Source organism: Mycobacterium sp. IDUB_17, assembly GCF_055419465.1.
Genome location: NZ_JBVAXS010000011.1, coordinates 42,989 through 58,149, shown reverse-complemented (window position 1 = coordinate 58,149; position 15,161 = coordinate 42,989). Strand labels below are relative to the sequence as shown.

The window sequence follows — 15,161 nt, the reverse complement described above, 5'->3', positions numbered from 1 at the left end:
AGCGTCCACATCACCGCAGATCGGGAGGTCAGGTAGTGCGATTCGACAACAAAGTCGCCGTCGTCACGGGTGCCGCGTCGGGGATCGGCCGAGCCATCGCGATCGCGCTGGCGCAGGCCGGCGCCACCGTCGCGGCCGTCGACCGCGATGAAGCCGGCCTCGCCCGGACGGTCCGGGACTGCGCGAACGCCACCGCGCACCTTGCCGATCTGGCCGACCCGAAGGCGGTGAGCACACTGCGGGACGACGTCGTCGCCGCGCATGGACCGCCCGCCGTGATCGTCAATGCCGCGGGCTTCGACCGGGTCGAGCCGTTCATGTCCAACGACGACACGCTCTGGCAGGCATTGGTGGCGGTGAACTTTCTCGGGCCGGTCCGGCTCACCCATGCCTTCCTCGAAACGATCCTTGCAGAGGGAGGTATGGCAAAGATCGTCAACATTGCCAGCGATGCAGGGCGGGTGGGCAGTCTGGGGGAGACCGTCTACGCCGGCACCAAGGGTGGGGTGATCGCGTTCACCAAGTCGCTCGCGCGCGAGATGGCCCGTCATCGGATCAACGTCAACTGTGTTTGCCCTGGACCGACCGATACCCCGCTGTTCGATTCGCTTCCGGACAAGGTTCGCGACGGACTGATCAGAGCCATCCCGTTCCGTCGGGTCGCGAAACCGGAGGAGGTCGCCAAGGCTGCGCTCTTCTTCGCCTCCGACGATGCCAGCTTCATTACTGGCCAAGTCCTTAGTGTCAGTGGGGGCTTGACGATGGCTGGTTGATGGCCGTCCGGTGGCCGGAAGGCGACGAGCCCGGTCTTGGTCGACGCCAGTTTGCAATGGCATACTTGCTCAGCCCCTGGGCGCAACCCAGCCAGATCGGTTAGCCTCGGGGAGCAGATTGGCCAGTTGGGGGATTGCTATGGCAAACGATCTGGGAGTGGACCCGGGGGCGCTACGTGCGGGGGCCACTAGCAGCGAGCTGATCGCTGCCGAATTGGGGGTATCGCCTACCCGTCCGGATGCCGGGGGCTACCCGAGCAGTACTGGTGTCTCGGCGATGGATGACGCGGTGATCACCGCGCGAGCCTCCCAATCGGGTCGCGTCAGTGCGCAGGCGGGGCACCTGTCTGCGGCTGCACATCGATACGCCGCGATCGACGAACAACACGCCGGGGGCCTGGCGGAGTTGATGTGAATGATCTGCCCGTCGCGGGTCAGCCTGGTAGGGCGCTGACCCGTTCTCAGTTAGAAGCCTGGGACACAAGCTATCTCGCGGACGCTGCCGCACGCTGGCGTCAGCTGGCGGCCGAATCCGAGGAGCTGTTCGAGTGGCATCGGCGAAACGTTCACGCGCCCGGTGGGGCGGAGTGGTCGGGTACCGCCAGTGAGGATGCCGGTGAACAGGTCAGCGCCGACGCCGTGGTGGTCCGCAAGCAGGGGGACATTCAGCGGGAGGCCTCCGAGATCGCCGAGAACGGCTGCCGTGACATCCGCCTCGCCGTGGGGCAGGTGCTCGAGGCCATCACGGCTGCCGAGGAGAGCGGGTTCCAGGTGTCCGAGGACCTCACGGTGCGCGACACCCGCCGCATCGACGTCAGCACCATGGCCGTGCGCTACACGGCGTCTCGGGAACATGCCGAGGACATCCGGTGGTACTGCGAGCGGCTCGTCCAGGCCGAGATCTATCTGGGCCAGCGGCTCGAGGGCAAGGCCCTTGAGCTCGCCGCCATCCGCTTCTCGTTGTGACCGAGGGTTGTTCAGTTACAGCTGCGCCCAGATCGACTTGGTCTTGAGGTAGCCGTCGATGCCCTCGTAACCGAACTCCTTGCCGATGCCTGACTGCTTGTAGCCTCCGAACGGCACGTTGTGGTCGAAGGTCAACTGGCAGTTCAGCCCCACCATGCCGGCCTGCAGACGCTTGCCCAGGCTGTGCGCGCGAGCCAGGTTGGCGGTCCAGACGGTGGCGGCCAGGCCGTAGCTGGTGTCGTTGGCCATCGCGATGGCTTCGTCGTCGTCGTCGAACGGCAGGATGGTGACGACGGGGCCGAAAATCTCTTCCTTGTACAGGCGGCTGGTGGCGGGGTCGATGTTGGTGACCACGGTGGGCTTGACGAAGTAGCCCTTGCGGTCCAATCGGTATCCACCGGAAACGATTTCGGCGCCGTCGCGCTTGCCCTGGTCGATGTACCCCAGCACGCGGTCGAGCTGCTTCTGGCTGACCAGCGGGCTGATCATCGAGCCCTCGTCCTTGGGGCCGCCCAGCACCAGGTTGTCTCCAATCATCGCGATGCCCTGCACTACGCGTTCATAAACGCTGCGCTGCACAAAGATTCGTGACCCGCACACGCAGCCCTGCCCGGAGTGCACGAAGATGCCCATCGAGGCCATCATGATTGCCATGTCGAGGTCGGCATCTTCGTAGATCAGCACCGGCGACTTACCGCCCAGTTCCAGGGTCACCTTCTTGAGGTTGTCCGCCGAGTCCCGCATAATCTGCTTGCCGACCTCGGTCGAGCCGGTGAATGCCACCTTCTCGACGTCGGGGTGCGCGGTGATCGCGGCACCAGCGGTAGCGCCGTAGCCGATCACGAAGTTTGCCACGCCGTCCGGCACCCCGGCCTCACCGATCAGGCGTTCCAGCAGCACCGCCGACAGTGGGGTCTCTTCGGCGGGCTTGACGACGCTGGAGCAGCCGGCGGCCAGGGCCGGAGCGATCTTGGCACAGGCGTTGAACAGCGGGCCGTTCCACGGGTAGATGAGGCCTACCACGCCATACGGCTCCTTGGTGGTGTAGGCGTGCAGGTTGGAGTAGTTGCTGTTGACGCCGCCCTCCATCTGCACCTGGTAGCTGCTGCCGTTGATTTTGGTACACCAGCCCGCGTAGTAGCGGAAGAACTCCGCGCAGGTGGAGACGATCATCTCGGCCTGCATCGGGGGCATCCCGGCGTCAAGAGACTCCAGTTCGGCGAATGCCTTGGCGTGCTCGTCGATCAGGTCGCCCAGCTTCCACAGCACCTTGGCGCGCTGACGGGCCGGGATGTCAGTCCAAACCCCGGACTCGTAGGCGGTTTTCGCGGCGGCGACGGCCTCGTTGACCGCGTCGGCCCCGCAGTCGCGGAACTCGGTGATCTGCTCCTCGGTCGCGGGGTCGATGACCGGAATGGTCTCGCCTGTGCCGGGTCGGTTGCGGAGTTCGTCCAAAACCGTCTGCAGTGCCATAGTGTCCCCTTCGTCGTCGAAATGCTGAGCACCTGCTTAGCAGTCGAAGTGAGGAGCGGTCAAGACCGCACATGCGGATTGAAGCGGGCAATACTCCTGTGTTTGCGGTTGTTGAGCCGATGTCGTGTCGATACGCTGTCGCGGTGCCAGACATTCGGGTCCGCGAGGCGGCCGAACTGCTCGGGGTCAGTGACGACACCGTGCGACGCTGGATCGACGACGGGTCGCTGCCGGCGCATCTCGACGGTTCCGGGCGCAAGGTGATCGACGGGGCCGCATTGGCCGCGTTCGCGCGCGCCAACGCCGCTGCGGCGCCCCGAGATCCGCTCGGCATCGGCAGCTCCGCGCGCAACCGCTTCGCCGGACTGGTCACCAACGTCGTCGCCGATGGGGTGATGGCCGAGGTGGAGATCCAGTGCGGGCCGTTCACCGTGGTGTCACTGATGAGCAGCCAGTCAGTACGTGAGCTCGGCCTTGCCCCCGGCAGCGTCGCTGTCGCGGTGGTCAAGGCCACGACCGTGATCGTGGAAACCCCGAAAGGACAATCGTGAACAGAGTCCGGATGTGTGCGTTGGCGCTCAGCGCGATGGCCGCGACCGCCCTGATCGGCGGCTGCACCTCGGCCGAGAAAGCCGCGGCGCCCTCCAACACCGAGGGCGGCTCGATCACGGTGTTCGCCGCGGCCTCGTTGAAATCGGCGTTCACCGAGATCGGCGAGCAGTTCAAGACCGACAACCCGGGGAGCTCGGTGGAGTTCTCGTTCGCCGGATCATCGGACCTGGTCACCCAGCTCACCCAGGGTGCCGACGCCGACGTCTTCGCCTCGGCCGACACCCGGAACATGGACAAGGCGGTGGCCGCGGGCCTCGTCGAGGGCGGCCCGGTCAACTTCGCCACCAATACCCTGACCATCGCCGTCGCGCCGGGAAACCCGAAGGGCATCAAGTCGTTTGCCGATCTGGCCAAGCGGGGTACCAGCGTCGTGGTGTGCGCCCCGCCGGTGCCCTGCGGCGGCGCGACCGAAAAGGTCGAGAAGGCCACCGGGGTGACGCTGTCGCCGGTGAGTGAGGAGACCTCGGTCACCGACGTGCTGGGCAAGGTGACCAGCGGGCAGGCCGACGCCGGCCTGGTCTACGTCACCGACGCCGCCGGAGCCGGGGACAAGGTCAGCAGTGTTGCCTTCCCCGAAGCGGCCCAGGCCGTCAACACGTACCCCATGGCCGTGCTCAAGGAGTCCGGGCACGCGCGGTTGGCGCAGCGGTTCGTCGACCTGGTGACCGGGGAGGCCGGTCAAAAAGCGCTCGCCAAGGCCGGATTCGCCAAGCCCTGACCGAGCCCGTGGCGGCGCCGTAGCCTGGGACCGTGGCCGATCTGACCGAGATCAGTGCCGACGACCTGGCGGCACTGGAATTCTTCGCCGGATGCCGGCCGTCCGTACTGGCGCCGTTGACCACCCTGCTGCAGCCGCTGTCGGCCCCGGCGGGGCAGGTGCTGATCCGGCAGGGCGACCCGGCGCTGACGTTCATGCTGATCGCCTCCGGGCGAACCCAGGTGGTTCATGACGGGCCCGACGGACAGGCCGTCGTCGCCGACCTGGAACCGGGTCTGATCATCGGTGAGATCGCGCTACTGCGCGATGCGGCGCGCACGGCCACGGTGACGGCTCTCGACCCGGTCACGGGCTGGGTGGGTGACCGCGAGGCGTTCGAGGTCCTGCTGCACCTGCCGGGGATGTTCGACCGGTTGGTGCGCATCGCGCGCCAACGCCTCGCCGGGTTCATCACGCCCATCCCGGTGCAGGTGCGCACCGGCGACTGGTTCTATCTGCGGCCGGTTCTGCCCGGTGACGTCGAGCGGACCATGAACGGGCCCGTCGAGTTCTCCAGCGAAACCCTTTACCGGCGTTTCCAATCCGTGCGCAAACCGACCAAGGCTCTACTGGAGTATCTGTTCGAGGTCGACTACGCCGATCATTTCGTCTGGGTGATGACCGAGGGCGCACTGGGGCCGGTGGTCGCAGATGCCCGCGTGGTCCGCGAGGGCCACGATGCGACGACGGCCGAGGTCGCGTTCACCGTCGGCGACGACTATCAGGGTCGCGGCATCGGCACCTTCCTGATGGACGCGCTGGTGGTGTCAGCGGACTACCTTGGAATTGAACGATTTACCGCGCGGGTGCTGAGTGACAACTACGCCATGCGGCGCATCCTGGATCGGCTCGGAGCGGTGTGGGAGCGTGAGGATCTCGGGGTGGTGCTCACCGACGTCCCGGTGCCCGCGGTCGACACGCTGAGTCTGGAACCCGAGCTGGCCGCGAAGATCAAAGACGTTACCCGTCAGGTGATCCGGGCGGTGAGCCAGTGAGGCCACCACTCAGCAAGGACACGCTGATGTGCATCTCGCTGGCGGCCCGGCCCAGCAATATCGGCACCCGCTTCCACAACTACCTCTACGACGAACTCGGCCTGGACTATCTCTACAAGGCTTTCACCACAACCGATATCGCCGCGGCGATCGGAGGCGTGCGGGCGCTGGGCATCCGGGGATGCTCGGTGTCGATGCCGTTCAAGAAGGACGTCATCGCCCTCGTCGACGAGATCGAACCGTCGGCCCTCGCGATCGACGCGGTCAACACGATCGTCAACGACCTGTCGGTGCCCGGCGGCCGCCTCGTCGCCTCCAACACCGACTATCTGGCCGTGCAAGAACTCGTCGAGCGGTTGGACCCGGCCGATGCGGTATTGATCCGGGGTAGCGGCGGCATGGCCAAGGCGGTCGGGGCAGCATTGCGGGACAAGGGATTTCGTAAGGGGACCGTCGTCGCGCGTAATGCCGAAGCCGGGCGCGCGCTGGCTGAGGCACTCAGCTACGACTATGCGCCAGAGGTCGGCACATTGACGGCGCCCATCCTGGTCAACGTCACCCCGATCGGGATGGCCGACGGGCCCGACGAACATCGCAGCGCATTCGAGCCGGCCACGATCGAGGCAGCAGGTGCCGTGGTCGACGTGGTGGCCATGCCCGCCGAAACCCCGCTGATCACCGCGGCCAGGGCTGCGGGCCTGCCGGTCATCACCGGCGCAGAGGTGATCGCGCTGCAGGCCGCAGAGCAGTTCGAGCGCTACACGGGAGTGCGGCCGACGCCTGAGCAGGTGGCCGCGGCTTCGGCCTTCTCGCGGCAGTCGGCTATGGCGTGATGACCGTCTGCTCGTCGATCAACGCAGTTGCGTCCATCAGCGGGCCCATCTGATCCTCGGTGCCATCGGCGTTGAACTGCAACACAAACAGCCCATCGGCCCCGGGGATCACCACGGTCTTCTGGGCGATCAAGCGGGTGGCGCCGTCCTTCACATAGGTGCCGCCGATCTGGTACGCCTCGAATCCGCTCAGTTCCCCCGCCGAACCGTCGCCCTGGTTCTCGTAGCCCGGCAGGTTCTTGATCTCGTTAGGGGCGTACTCCAAGATCTTGGCCGGGTCCACGTTGCCGGTCAGCTTGGACATCAGTGCGATGATCGACGGCGGATCTGCGGCGAACTCCGGATCGGTGGATACGATTGCGCCCCATGCCCATTCGGGAGCCGACGAGGTCGCGTCCGCCCAGCCTTCGGGAATCGGCAGATCGAACCGGGGTGTGCCCGGATCACCCCGGTGAACCGGGGTTTCGGTGATCTTGTTGTCACGGATGTAGTCGACGATCGTGTACTGGTGCCCGGCCGTCGGCCTGCCCGTGTCACCGGCCTTCGTCGGTTCGGTGCTGGTCTCGCCGGCCCCGGTCGCCTCGATCGCGGTACCGGACACCGTCTTGCCGCCGCAGCCGGTCAGCATGACCCCCAGCGACGGCAGCGATGGCGATTCCGCCGGCCCTCATTGAGGTGGTCATCGGTCTCCAATCGGTTGGACGCCCCGGTGAGGCGCAACTGATTTGCACGATAAACGCTTTCCTGGGTCATAGCTGGCAGAAGGCGCAGTCCGCCGCCGCAATCTTTTGCGCAGTGAAATGTTCGGGTCGCTCACGGTGGACGCCTTCAGCAATTCGCGGACAGGTACACCGTTCGTTCGAGGATCTGGGCCGGGCGCACCGACGAAACGGTGCACCGGTCCAGCGGAGCAGTCCCGGCGCGGTAGATCACGACGTCGAAGCCCTGGCGTTCCAGTTCGTCCGCCGTGTCCTGCGCGGATCCGACCCCCGACGGCGCGGCCAGTGTGGCGGCGGGAAAACCCAGAGCCAGGGCCGACAGTGCCCCGCCGGCCAGCGCCGCCCCCGCCAATCCGTACACCGTTCTGCCCCTCATCGTCCTGCACGTCCCGTGGGTGGCAACCAGACCTGCGACCATTAAATTCCGCTGTATCCCAACACTTGTCGCGATGTCGACGTCCAGAAATCAGTTGACAAACAGCGCCCCGGCCGTTCTCGACAGCAAACCCGGGCTGTGGTATCAAAACCCGTGCGCCTTTTCGTCGTCCCGGCGGTCCTGCTGGTCTGCACCCTGGCTTGCGGGGTGGCATGCGGACCGCGGTCGGCACCAGGACCGACGCCGGCGTCGTCAACGCCCCAGGCCTCCGGCGGTGCCGTCACGGTGAACCCTGCCCGCATCGACCGGGCGCGCCAGGACCTGCCGCCCGGCTACGAGGTGGTGGCTATCGAACCGCAGGCGACCCCCGTATCGCTGTGGGGTTTCGGCCCGGAGTGGACGGCCGACCCGGCGGCTTGCGGGGCGCAGGCTGCCCGCGAAATCGAGCCGACCCGGGGTTGGTCGGCCTCCGGGCCCGGCGGCATCGTGTATGCGGGCGTCGCGAAGCTGGGGCCGGGTGTACCCGTGGAACTGCGCCGCGACCCACAGTGTGAGCAGTGGAGTGTGTCGGGCGGGCATTCCGTCGGAACCGTCACCGCCGTCACGGCCCCGCCGATCGAGGGTGCGGTGACCGCCGGGATGTCCACCGCCGTCACCACGACCGTCGAAGGGGGCACCGAAACCCGATCCCACGCCGACACGTTCACCGCGGATCTGGGCGGCGGCTACCACGTCTTCGTCAGTGTGATCACCGACCCCGGCTCACCGAATCCCGCGCTCGGCCCCGCGTTCGCCTCCGACCTGCTGGTGAAAACGGTTTCGGCGTTACGCGGCTGAGTCGGCGGTGCCGGGTATGTTGACGAGCGATGTGGAACCGCAACGTGTTACTCGCCAGCGTCGGCGTTCTCGCCTGCGCCTCCGGATTGGTCGCCTGCGGTCAATCGGACCAGTCGAATTCCGCCCAGGCGGACATCGCCAACGTCGCCAAGGTGCGCTCCACCTTCGGCCCGGAATTCAAGGTCACCGATGTGGCCCCGACCGGGATCGACCCGAAAATGCTGGCGCCGCAGAAGATGCCGCCCGGGGTGAAGGTCGACCCTGCCGATTGTGCGAAATTCGCCGAGGGGCAGTCATTGCCGGAGGGGCTGAAGGGCAACATGGCCGCCACCACGGCCGAAGGGGCGGGCAACCGGTTCATCGTGATGGCCGTGGAGACCTCTGAGCCGGTCCCGTTGAACGACCCGGGCGATGCGTGCAAACAGGTGAAATTCCTGGGCCCGGGCATGCGCGGGCAGGTGGATGTGGTCGAGGCCCCGCAGATCGACGGGGCTCGTACGACCGGAACCCACCGCATCGTGCAGACCGTGGTGGGTGGCCAGCCCCGCACCGGCGAGCTGTACAACTATGTCGCCAGCTTCGACACGTTCATGGTGATCGTCACGGCCAACCCGTTGGTGGAGCCGGGCAAGCCGGTGGCGCCGGTGGACGACAAGCGGGCCCGCGATCTGCTCAGCGCCGCCGTGGCCGATGTAAGAGGCTAGAGACCCTCAGCGCACGTCGTGCGGACGGAACTGGATGCTGATCCGCGGCCCGACCAGGCTGGTGGTCTTCGGTATCGAATGCTCCCAGGTGCGTTGGCACGATCCGCCCATCACCAGCAGGTCGCCGTGGCGGTGCTGTAGCCGCAGGGCGTGACCGCCGCCGCGTGGGCGCAATGCGAAAACCCTTGTCGCGCCGAGCCCGACGATGGCCACCATGGTGTCCTCGGTGCGGCTGCGCCCGATGGTGTCGCCGTGCCAGGCGACGCTGTCGTTGCCGTCGCGGTACAGGCACAGGCCCGCGGTGGTGAACGGTTCGCCGAGCTCACCGCCGAAGGTGTCGTTGAGCCTGCGGCGGATCTGTTTGAGCCTGGGGTGTGGCACCGGTTCGTTGAGCAGGTGGTGAAAGCTGACCAGCCGCGGCACCGCCACCACCCGGTCATACATCTCGCGTTCCTCGGACCGCCAGGGGATCCCGTCCATCAACTCCTCGAACAGCGAGTCGGCGTCGGGCAACCAGCCCGAGCGCAGTTCAACCCAGGCGTCGTTGCCGAGTCGACGACGTTCAGCGTGCTCGAACAGTGAGCCTTGCAACGCCAGCTCCATGCGCGCGAGTGTATCGCACAGACGTTCGAGTGCGTTAGAGGCGAGATGCGCCCGGACCGCTCTCGGCGAGGACGTCGCCCGGGTTGGTCAGCTGACAGGTCTTGAGGCTCAGGCAACCGCAGCCGATGCAGCCGGTCAGGTTGTCGCGCAACCGTTGTAGGTGCAGGATGCGGTCGTCGAGGTCCTGACGCCAACCGGCCGAGAGTCGGGCCCAGTCCTTGCTGGTAGGAACCCGGTCATCGGGCAGGCTGGACAGTGCCTCGCGGATGCGGGCCAGCGGTATGCCCAGGCGCTGCGACATCCGGATGAATGCCACGCGACGCAGTGTCTCGCGCGCGTAGCGGCGCTGGTTTCCCGATGTGCGGCGACTGGCGATCAAGCCCTCGCGCTCGTAGAAGTGCAGTGCGGACACCGCCACGCCGCTGCGCAGCGACATCTCGCCAGGAGTTAACTCGTGCGTCTCCATACACCTAAACCATAGTTGAGTTAACGTCATGACGTGGAGACTGCCGCGTTCGGTTCCAACTCTGAGGTAGGCACACTGCGTGCCGTCATCCTGCACCGTCCGGGCCCGGAGCTGCAGCGGCTGACCCCACGCAACAATGACGCACTGCTGTTCGACGGCCTGCCGTGGGTGGCCAAGGCGCAACGTGAGCACGATGCCTTCGCGGCCGTGCTGCGCTCCCGCGGCGTGGAGGTGATGCTCCTGGCCGATCTGCTGACCGAGGCGCTGGCCAGCGGTGCCGCACGGATGCACGGCATCTCCGCAGCCGTCGACGCACGACGGCTGGGTGTGCCATTGGCCCAGGAACTTTCGGCCTATCTGCGTACCCTGCCGCCCGCCGATCTGGCGCACATCCTGATGGCCGGCATGACCTTCAACGAGGTGCCCTTCCACGGGGCCGAACTGTCACTGGTGCGCCTGATGCACCACGGCGGCGATTTCGTGATCGAGCCGCTGCCCAATTTGTTGTTCACCCGGGATTCGTCGTTCTGGATCGGCCCGCGGGTGGCCATCACCTCGCTCGCGCTGCCGGCCCGGGTACGCGAAACCTCGCTGACCGACCTGATCTATGCGCACCATCCGCGGTTCCTCGGCGTCCGGCGGGCCTACGAGTCGCGCTCGGCGCCCGTCGAGGGCGGCGACGTGCTACTGCTGGGACCTGGCGTGGTGGCCGTCGGGGTGGGGGAGCGGACCACACCGGCCGGCGCGGAGGCATTGGCGCGCAGCCTGTTCGACGACGACCTGGCCCACACCGTGCTGGCGGTGCCGATCCGCCAGGAGCGTGCCCAGATGCACCTGGACACCGTGTGCACCATGGTCGACGTCGACGCGGTGGTGATGTACCCGAACATCGTGGACTCGTTGTCGGCGTTCACCATTCACCGCACCGAGGCCGGGATCCGGATCGATGATGAAGTGCCCTTTGTGCAGGCCGCCGCCGAGGCGATGGGGATCGAGCAGCTTCGGGTGATCGACACCGGGCTCGATCCCGTCACCGCCGAACGCGAGCAATGGGATGACGGCAACAACACCCTGGCCCTGGCGCCGGGTGTGGTGGTGGCCTACGAACGCAACTCGGAAACCAATGCCCGGTTGGCTGATTCGGGTATCGAAGTGCTGCCGATCGAGGCTTCGGAGCTGGGCACGGGCCGCGGCGGGCCACGCTGCATGTCGTGCCCGGCGGCGCGGGACCTGCTCTAGGTATTGCCGTTTGAGTGGACGCCGTTTTCTACACCACGGTCGCTAGACCAGGCTTTTGCAACCCTGGCGTAGAAAACGGCGATGGACGGCCGCAATTTCAACGCACACCTACCGCCAGCTCGGCAGCCAGATCTCCAGATTCCAGGTCGACTGTGAAATCGGGATGCCCGTCAGGATCGGGTACAGCCACGCGAAATTCGCGATCACGAGCGCCACGTAGAAGCACACCACCAGCAGCCCCAACGTTCGACGCTCGGGGTTCTGTCTGGGTTGGTACAGGATGTCACCGAGGATCAGTGCGATCGCCAGCACCAGGAACGGTGCCATCACGGTGGCGTAGAAGAAGTACATCTGCCGGTCGATGTCGAAGAACCACGGCAGGAAGCCGGCCGAGTAACCGACCAGCACCACGCCGTAGCGCCAGTCCCGCCGCACCAGGGCCCGCCACAGGGCCCACCCCAGCACCGGCACCGCGATGAACCACATCGCCGGAGTGCCCACCAGCATCACGGCTTTGACGCAGGACTGTGCGCCACAGCCGGCCACATCGTGGTTGTCGATCGCGTAGAGCACGGGCCGTAGCGACATCGGCCAGGTCCACGGCTTGGATTCCCACGGGTGGTGGTTGCCGTCGGCGTTGGTCAGCCCGGCGTGGAAATGGTAAGCGGCATAGGTGTAGTGCCAGAGCGACCGCAGGGCGTCGGGCAGCGGGATGATGCCGTTCTCGCCGATGGACTGGCCGGCTTCGTAGCGGTTGATGCCGGTCTCCGAGGCGAACCACGGCCCGTACGACGCCAGGTATACGGCGAGTGGAATGAACCCGAACACGTATGCGGCCGGCCCCACATCACGGCGCAGCATGCCCCGCCACGGTGCCGGCACGTGGTACTGCTTGCGCGCGATCGCGTCGAGCACGAGCGTCATGACGCCGAAGAACGCCACGTAGTACAGCCCCGACCATTTGGTGGCGCAGGCCAGACCGAGCAGCACGCCCGCACCGAACCGCCACCACCGCACGCCCAGCCGGGGACCCCACGGCGTCTCGGCGATGCGGCCCTCCATGAACGCGACGTGCATGCGATGGCGCACGTCGTCGCGGTCCACCATCAGGCAGGCGAACGCCGCGACCACGAACACCACCAGGAACACGTCCAGCAGCGCCGTGCGGGCCGAGACGAAACTGACCCCGTCGGCGATCAGCAGCAGTCCGGCGATGCCGCCGACGAGGGTGGAGCGGCTGATCCGGCGCGCGATCCGCACCACCAGCAGCACGATCACCACACCGCACATCGCCCCGGAGAACCGCCAGCCCAGCCCGTTGTAGCCGAACAGCGCCTCGCCGATCGAGAGCAGTTGCTTGCCCACCGGCGGATGCACCACGAGCCCGTAGCCCGGGTTGTCCTCGACCCCGTGGTTGTGCAGCATCTGCCACGCCTGCGGCGCGTAGTGCTTCTCGTCGAAGACCGGGGTGCCGGCATCGGTGGGCGAGCCCAGGTTCAGGAATCGACTTATGGCGGCCAGTGCGGTGATGATGGCCGTCATGAGCCAGCCCTGTAGCCGGTCCGTCGGCCCGAAATCCGGGGCCGGGATCAGCGGCGCCGGGCTGATCAACGGGACCGAGCGACCAGCCGTCGGCGATTCGGTGGCGGTGGCGGTCACGCAAGCGATCGTAGGCTGTCGGTCGTGACACCCGGCAAACTACTGATCGGCGCCACGCCGCTGGGCCGGCCCGACGACGCGTCCGCGCGGCTGGTCGAGGCACTGCAGACGGCCGACATCGTGGCGGCCGAAGACACCCGACGCGTGCGTGGTCTGGCCCAGTCGCTGGGCGTCCAGCCGACGGGCCGGATCCTGAGCTTCTTCGACCAGAACGAGGCGAGCCGCGTGCCCGGCCTGGTGGAGGAGATCGCGGCGGGTGCGACGGTGCTGGTGGTCAGCGACGCCGGTATGCCGTTGATCAACGACCCGGGCTACCGCCTGGTGGCGGCCTGCGCCGAGGCGGATCTGCCGGTGTCCTGCCTGCCGGGCCCGAGTGCGGTGACGACGGCGCTGGCGGTGTCCGGGCTGGCCTCCGACCGGTTCTGCTTCGAGGGCTTCGCCCCGCGCAAGCACGCCGCCCGGCTGGCCTGGCTGCAGACGCTGGCCGCCGAACCGCGCACCACTGTGTTCTTCGAATCCCCGCGCCGGCTCGCCGAGACACTTCGCGACGCCGTCGACGTGCTGGGCCCGTCGAGGCGCGCCGTGGTGTGTCGTGAGCTGACCAAGACGCATGAGGAGATCCGCCGCGGCAGTCTGGGCGAGCTCGCGGAGTGGGCCGCCGACGGCGTGCTGGGGGAGATCACCGTGGTGTTGGCCGGGGGCACCCCGACCGTCGAACTGCCCGATCTGGTGGCCGAGGTCGAGGAACTGGCGGCCGATGGGATCCGGGTCAAGGACGCCTGCGCCCAGGTGATCGCGGCGAACCCGGGGGCGCCGTCACGGCGCGAGCTCTATGACGCCGTACTGCGTGCCCGCGGCTGAACGATCGAGGCAGCCTTGTGCAGGCACTCCTCCCATTCCGCGTCGACTTCGGAATCGGCGGTGATACCGCCGCCCACCCCGAGAACCGCCGACCCGTCGGGGCCGAACTCCACGGTGCGGATCGCTACGTTGAGCTCACAGCCCGCCACGGGCGAAGCCAAACCGACTGTGCCGCAATAAACTCCGCGTCGTGCAGGTTCCCACTGACGCAGCAGCTGGCGGGCCCGCCGCTTCGGGGTGCCCGTGACCGAGGCCGGCGGGAAGGTGGCGTCCAGCAGCGCGCTCATCGGGAGGTGCGCGGGCACCTCGGCGGTGACGGTCGAGACCAGGTGCCAGACCCCGGGCGCCGGATGCACTGCGAGCAGTTCGGGCACCGTCACGCTGCCGGTGGTCGCGACGCGTCCCAGGTCGTTGCGGACCAGGTCGACGATCATGACGTTCTCGGCGACATCCTTGACCGAGGCCAGCAGTGCGGCCGGATCGGCCGAGCACGGCAGCGTGCCCTTGATCGGGCTGGAGGCCACCGCGGTGCCCGCCCGGCGCAGGAACAATTCCGGTGACAGCGAGGCCACGGCACCCCAGTCCCCGGCCACATACGCGGCCCGCGCAGGCGCAGTCCGGGCCACTGCCTCGGTGAAGAAATCGATCGGCTCGCCGTCGATGCGGCCGGTGAACCTGGTGCACACACAGGCCTGATACACCTCGCCCGCCGCGATGGCCTCCAGGCAGGCCAGCACGCCCCGACGGTGATCAGCGCGATCGGGGGCCACCCAGGTCAGGGTGGAGGCGTGTGGTGGCGCAGCCGCCGGCTCCAGTGCTCGGAGCCAGGTGGGAAGTGCTGCACCACTGAGACTTTCGAACCACCAGAGGCCGTCGGCGTCCTGGCGCAGCACGCAGTCCGACCAGCCGCCGGCCGCCACCGGGATGCGCGGCGGTGCGCCGTCGGCACCCGGGTCCGGGTAGCAGAGGTAGCCGAACCATCCGCCACCCACACTGCCTGCCGGTCCCGAGGCGTCCTGGGCCACATCGAAGACAGCCGCCGGCGCCACGGGGGCCACCGGTACCGAGGGCGCGATCACCGCACGTGAGCCGAACCAGTCGCCGATCACTGCGGCCGGCGGCGCCAGGCCCGCGGCACATGCGGCGGCGGCGACACCACGCAGCACCGCCGGGGCATCCCCCAGCGCGCCGAGCCTCTCGATCCGCATGCCATCAGCTTGCTTCCTCCCGCGAGCAGACGCAAAACTGCCCATTCCCGCGTGAAAATGGGCAGTTTTGCGTCTGGCCG

17 protein-coding genes and 1 pseudogene are annotated in these 15,161 nt (G+C 67.4%); 11 read left to right on the top strand and 7 right to left on the bottom strand.

From position 1 onward, the window contains the following. Nucleotides 1–35: 35 nt before the first annotated feature. From ACZYZ7_RS31155 to ACZYZ7_RS31145, 3 genes are all read left to right on the top strand, one after another. On the top strand, nucleotides 36–773 hold the full coding sequence (locus tag ACZYZ7_RS31155) for an SDR family NAD(P)-dependent oxidoreductase (RefSeq protein ID WP_463742499.1): 738 nt from the start codon (nucleotides 36–38) through the stop codon (nucleotides 771–773). Between the two features lie 139 nt (nucleotides 774–912). After that, a complete protein-coding gene (locus ACZYZ7_RS31150; protein WP_463742498.1) occupies nucleotides 913–1,188 on the top strand; it encodes a hypothetical protein in 276 nt (91 codons plus the stop codon). Further along, a complete protein-coding gene (locus ACZYZ7_RS31145) occupies nucleotides 1,185–1,739 on the top strand; it encodes a hypothetical protein (protein WP_463742497.1) in 555 nt (184 codons plus the stop codon). The genes ACZYZ7_RS31150 and ACZYZ7_RS31145 overlap by 4 nt, the downstream gene beginning before the upstream one ends. A gap of 15 nt (nucleotides 1,740–1,754) precedes the next feature. Here the strand turns inward: ACZYZ7_RS31145 and ACZYZ7_RS31140 are convergent, their stop codons facing one another. Continuing rightward, a complete protein-coding gene (locus tag ACZYZ7_RS31140; RefSeq protein WP_463742496.1) occupies nucleotides 1,755–3,212 on the bottom strand; it encodes an aldehyde dehydrogenase family protein in 1,458 nt (485 codons plus the stop codon). Between the two features lie 143 nt (nucleotides 3,213–3,355). Here ACZYZ7_RS31140 and ACZYZ7_RS31135 point away from each other — a divergent pair, with 143 nt between their 5' ends. Genes ACZYZ7_RS31135 through ACZYZ7_RS31120 form a run of 4 tightly spaced genes read left to right on the top strand, consistent with a single transcriptional unit; the run spans nucleotide 3,356 to nucleotide 6,409 of the window. Continuing rightward, nucleotides 3,356–3,763, top strand: coding sequence for a TOBE domain-containing protein (locus ACZYZ7_RS31135; RefSeq protein ID WP_135457892.1), 408 nt, complete (start codon nucleotides 3,356–3,358; stop codon nucleotides 3,761–3,763). A gap of 11 nt (nucleotides 3,764–3,774) precedes the next feature. Beyond that, the gene (gene modA / locus ACZYZ7_RS31130) at nucleotides 3,775–4,542 is read left to right on the top strand and encodes a molybdate ABC transporter substrate-binding protein (RefSeq protein WP_463742511.1); all 768 of its coding nucleotides are present in this window, start codon (nucleotides 3,775–3,777) and stop codon (nucleotides 4,540–4,542) included. Between the two features lie 32 nt (nucleotides 4,543–4,574). Beyond that, nucleotides 4,575–5,576, top strand: a complete 1,002-nt coding sequence (locus ACZYZ7_RS31125; RefSeq protein ID WP_135457889.1) for a GNAT family N-acetyltransferase — start codon at nucleotides 4,575–4,577, stop codon at nucleotides 5,574–5,576. Continuing rightward, nucleotides 5,573–6,409, top strand: a complete 837-nt coding sequence (locus ACZYZ7_RS31120) for a shikimate 5-dehydrogenase (RefSeq protein WP_463742495.1) — start codon at nucleotides 5,573–5,575, stop codon at nucleotides 6,407–6,409. Before ACZYZ7_RS31125 ends, ACZYZ7_RS31120 begins: the two co-directional genes overlap by 4 nt. Here ACZYZ7_RS31120 and lpqN read toward each other — a convergent pair. Then, nucleotides 6,399–7,092: pseudogene (lpqN, locus tag ACZYZ7_RS31115) on the bottom strand (envelope biogenesis lipoprotein LpqN). The gene ACZYZ7_RS31120 and the pseudogene lpqN overlap by 11 nt on opposite strands. Before the next feature lie 145 nt (nucleotides 7,093–7,237). Continuing rightward, nucleotides 7,238–7,504 (bottom strand): hypothetical protein, encoded by a 267-nt coding sequence (locus tag ACZYZ7_RS31110; protein ID WP_463742494.1) that lies wholly within the window; start codon nucleotides 7,502–7,504, stop codon nucleotides 7,238–7,240. Between the two features lie 153 nt (nucleotides 7,505–7,657). On the opposite strand from ACZYZ7_RS31110, the gene ACZYZ7_RS31105 reads away from it, so the two are divergent. Together ACZYZ7_RS31105 and ACZYZ7_RS31100 are read left to right on the top strand one after the other, a co-directional pair. Beyond that, a complete protein-coding gene (locus tag ACZYZ7_RS31105) occupies nucleotides 7,658–8,341 on the top strand; it encodes a DUF5642 family protein (RefSeq protein ID WP_286175127.1) in 684 nt (227 codons plus the stop codon). A 29-nt stretch (nucleotides 8,342–8,370) separates the two neighbouring features. After that, entirely contained in the window at nucleotides 8,371–9,045 is a 675-nt protein-coding gene (locus tag ACZYZ7_RS31100; RefSeq protein ID WP_135457881.1) for a DUF5642 family protein, read from the top strand. A 6-nt stretch (nucleotides 9,046–9,051) separates the two neighbouring features. On the opposite strand, the gene ACZYZ7_RS31095 is transcribed toward ACZYZ7_RS31100, so the two are convergent. Both ACZYZ7_RS31095 and soxR read right to left on the bottom strand, forming a co-directional pair. Next, nucleotides 9,052–9,648, bottom strand: coding sequence for an alpha-ketoglutarate-dependent dioxygenase AlkB (locus ACZYZ7_RS31095; RefSeq protein ID WP_135457879.1), 597 nt, complete (start codon nucleotides 9,646–9,648; stop codon nucleotides 9,052–9,054). A gap of 34 nt (nucleotides 9,649–9,682) precedes the next feature. Then, a complete protein-coding gene (gene soxR, locus ACZYZ7_RS31090) occupies nucleotides 9,683–10,114 on the bottom strand; it encodes a redox-sensitive transcriptional activator SoxR (RefSeq protein WP_450073004.1) in 432 nt (143 codons plus the stop codon). Nucleotides 10,115–10,147: 33 nt separating this feature from the next. Here soxR and arcA point away from each other — a divergent pair, with 33 nt between their 5' ends. After that, complete coding sequence (gene arcA, locus ACZYZ7_RS31085) at nucleotides 10,148–11,353, top strand: arginine deiminase (RefSeq protein WP_450073003.1); 1,206 nt, start codon at nucleotides 10,148–10,150, stop codon at nucleotides 11,351–11,353. Nucleotides 11,354–11,461: 108 nt separating this feature from the next. On the opposite strand, the gene ACZYZ7_RS31080 is transcribed toward arcA, so the two are convergent. Beyond that, on the bottom strand, nucleotides 11,462–13,012 hold the full coding sequence (locus ACZYZ7_RS31080; protein ID WP_135457874.1) for a dolichyl-phosphate-mannose--protein mannosyltransferase: 1,551 nt from the start codon (nucleotides 13,010–13,012) through the stop codon (nucleotides 11,462–11,464). A 24-nt stretch (nucleotides 13,013–13,036) separates the two neighbouring features. Between ACZYZ7_RS31080 and rsmI the strand changes: the two genes are divergently transcribed. Beyond that, complete coding sequence (gene rsmI / locus ACZYZ7_RS31075) at nucleotides 13,037–13,873, top strand: 16S rRNA (cytidine(1402)-2'-O)-methyltransferase (protein WP_450073001.1); 837 nt, start codon at nucleotides 13,037–13,039, stop codon at nucleotides 13,871–13,873. On the opposite strand, the gene ACZYZ7_RS31070 is transcribed toward rsmI, so the two are convergent. Then, nucleotides 13,843–15,081, bottom strand: a complete 1,239-nt coding sequence (locus ACZYZ7_RS31070; protein ID WP_463742493.1) for an aminodeoxychorismate synthase component I — start codon at nucleotides 15,079–15,081, stop codon at nucleotides 13,843–13,845. The two genes, rsmI and ACZYZ7_RS31070, sit on opposite strands and share 31 nt — an antisense overlap. Nucleotides 15,082–15,161 lie beyond the last annotated feature (80 nt).

Excerpts from the sequence above, each read along its gene's own strand:
- ACZYZ7_RS31150 (WP_463742498.1), top strand. The coding sequence starts at position 913 with ATGGCAAACGATCTGGGAGTGGACCCGGGGGCGCTACGTGCGGGGGCC.
- ACZYZ7_RS31140 (WP_463742496.1), bottom strand. The coding sequence starts at position 3,212 with ATGGCACTGCAGACGGTTTTGGACGAACTCCGCAACCGACCCGGCACA.
- modA (WP_463742511.1), top strand. The coding sequence starts at position 3,775 with ATGTGTGCGTTGGCGCTCAGCGCGATGGCCGCGACCGCCCTGATCGGC.
- ACZYZ7_RS31110 (WP_463742494.1), bottom strand. The coding sequence starts at position 7,504 with ATGAGGGGCAGAACGGTGTACGGATTGGCGGGGGCGGCGCTGGCCGGC.
- ACZYZ7_RS31100 (WP_135457881.1), top strand. The coding sequence starts at position 8,371 with ATGTGGAACCGCAACGTGTTACTCGCCAGCGTCGGCGTTCTCGCCTGC.
- ACZYZ7_RS31095 (WP_135457879.1), bottom strand. The coding sequence starts at position 9,648 with ATGGAGCTGGCGTTGCAAGGCTCACTGTTCGAGCACGCTGAACGTCGT.
- soxR (WP_450073004.1), bottom strand. The coding sequence starts at position 10,114 with ATGGAGACGCACGAGTTAACTCCTGGCGAGATGTCGCTGCGCAGCGGC.
- ACZYZ7_RS31070 (WP_463742493.1), bottom strand. The coding sequence starts at position 15,081 with ATGCGGATCGAGAGGCTCGGCGCGCTGGGGGATGCCCCGGCGGTGCTG.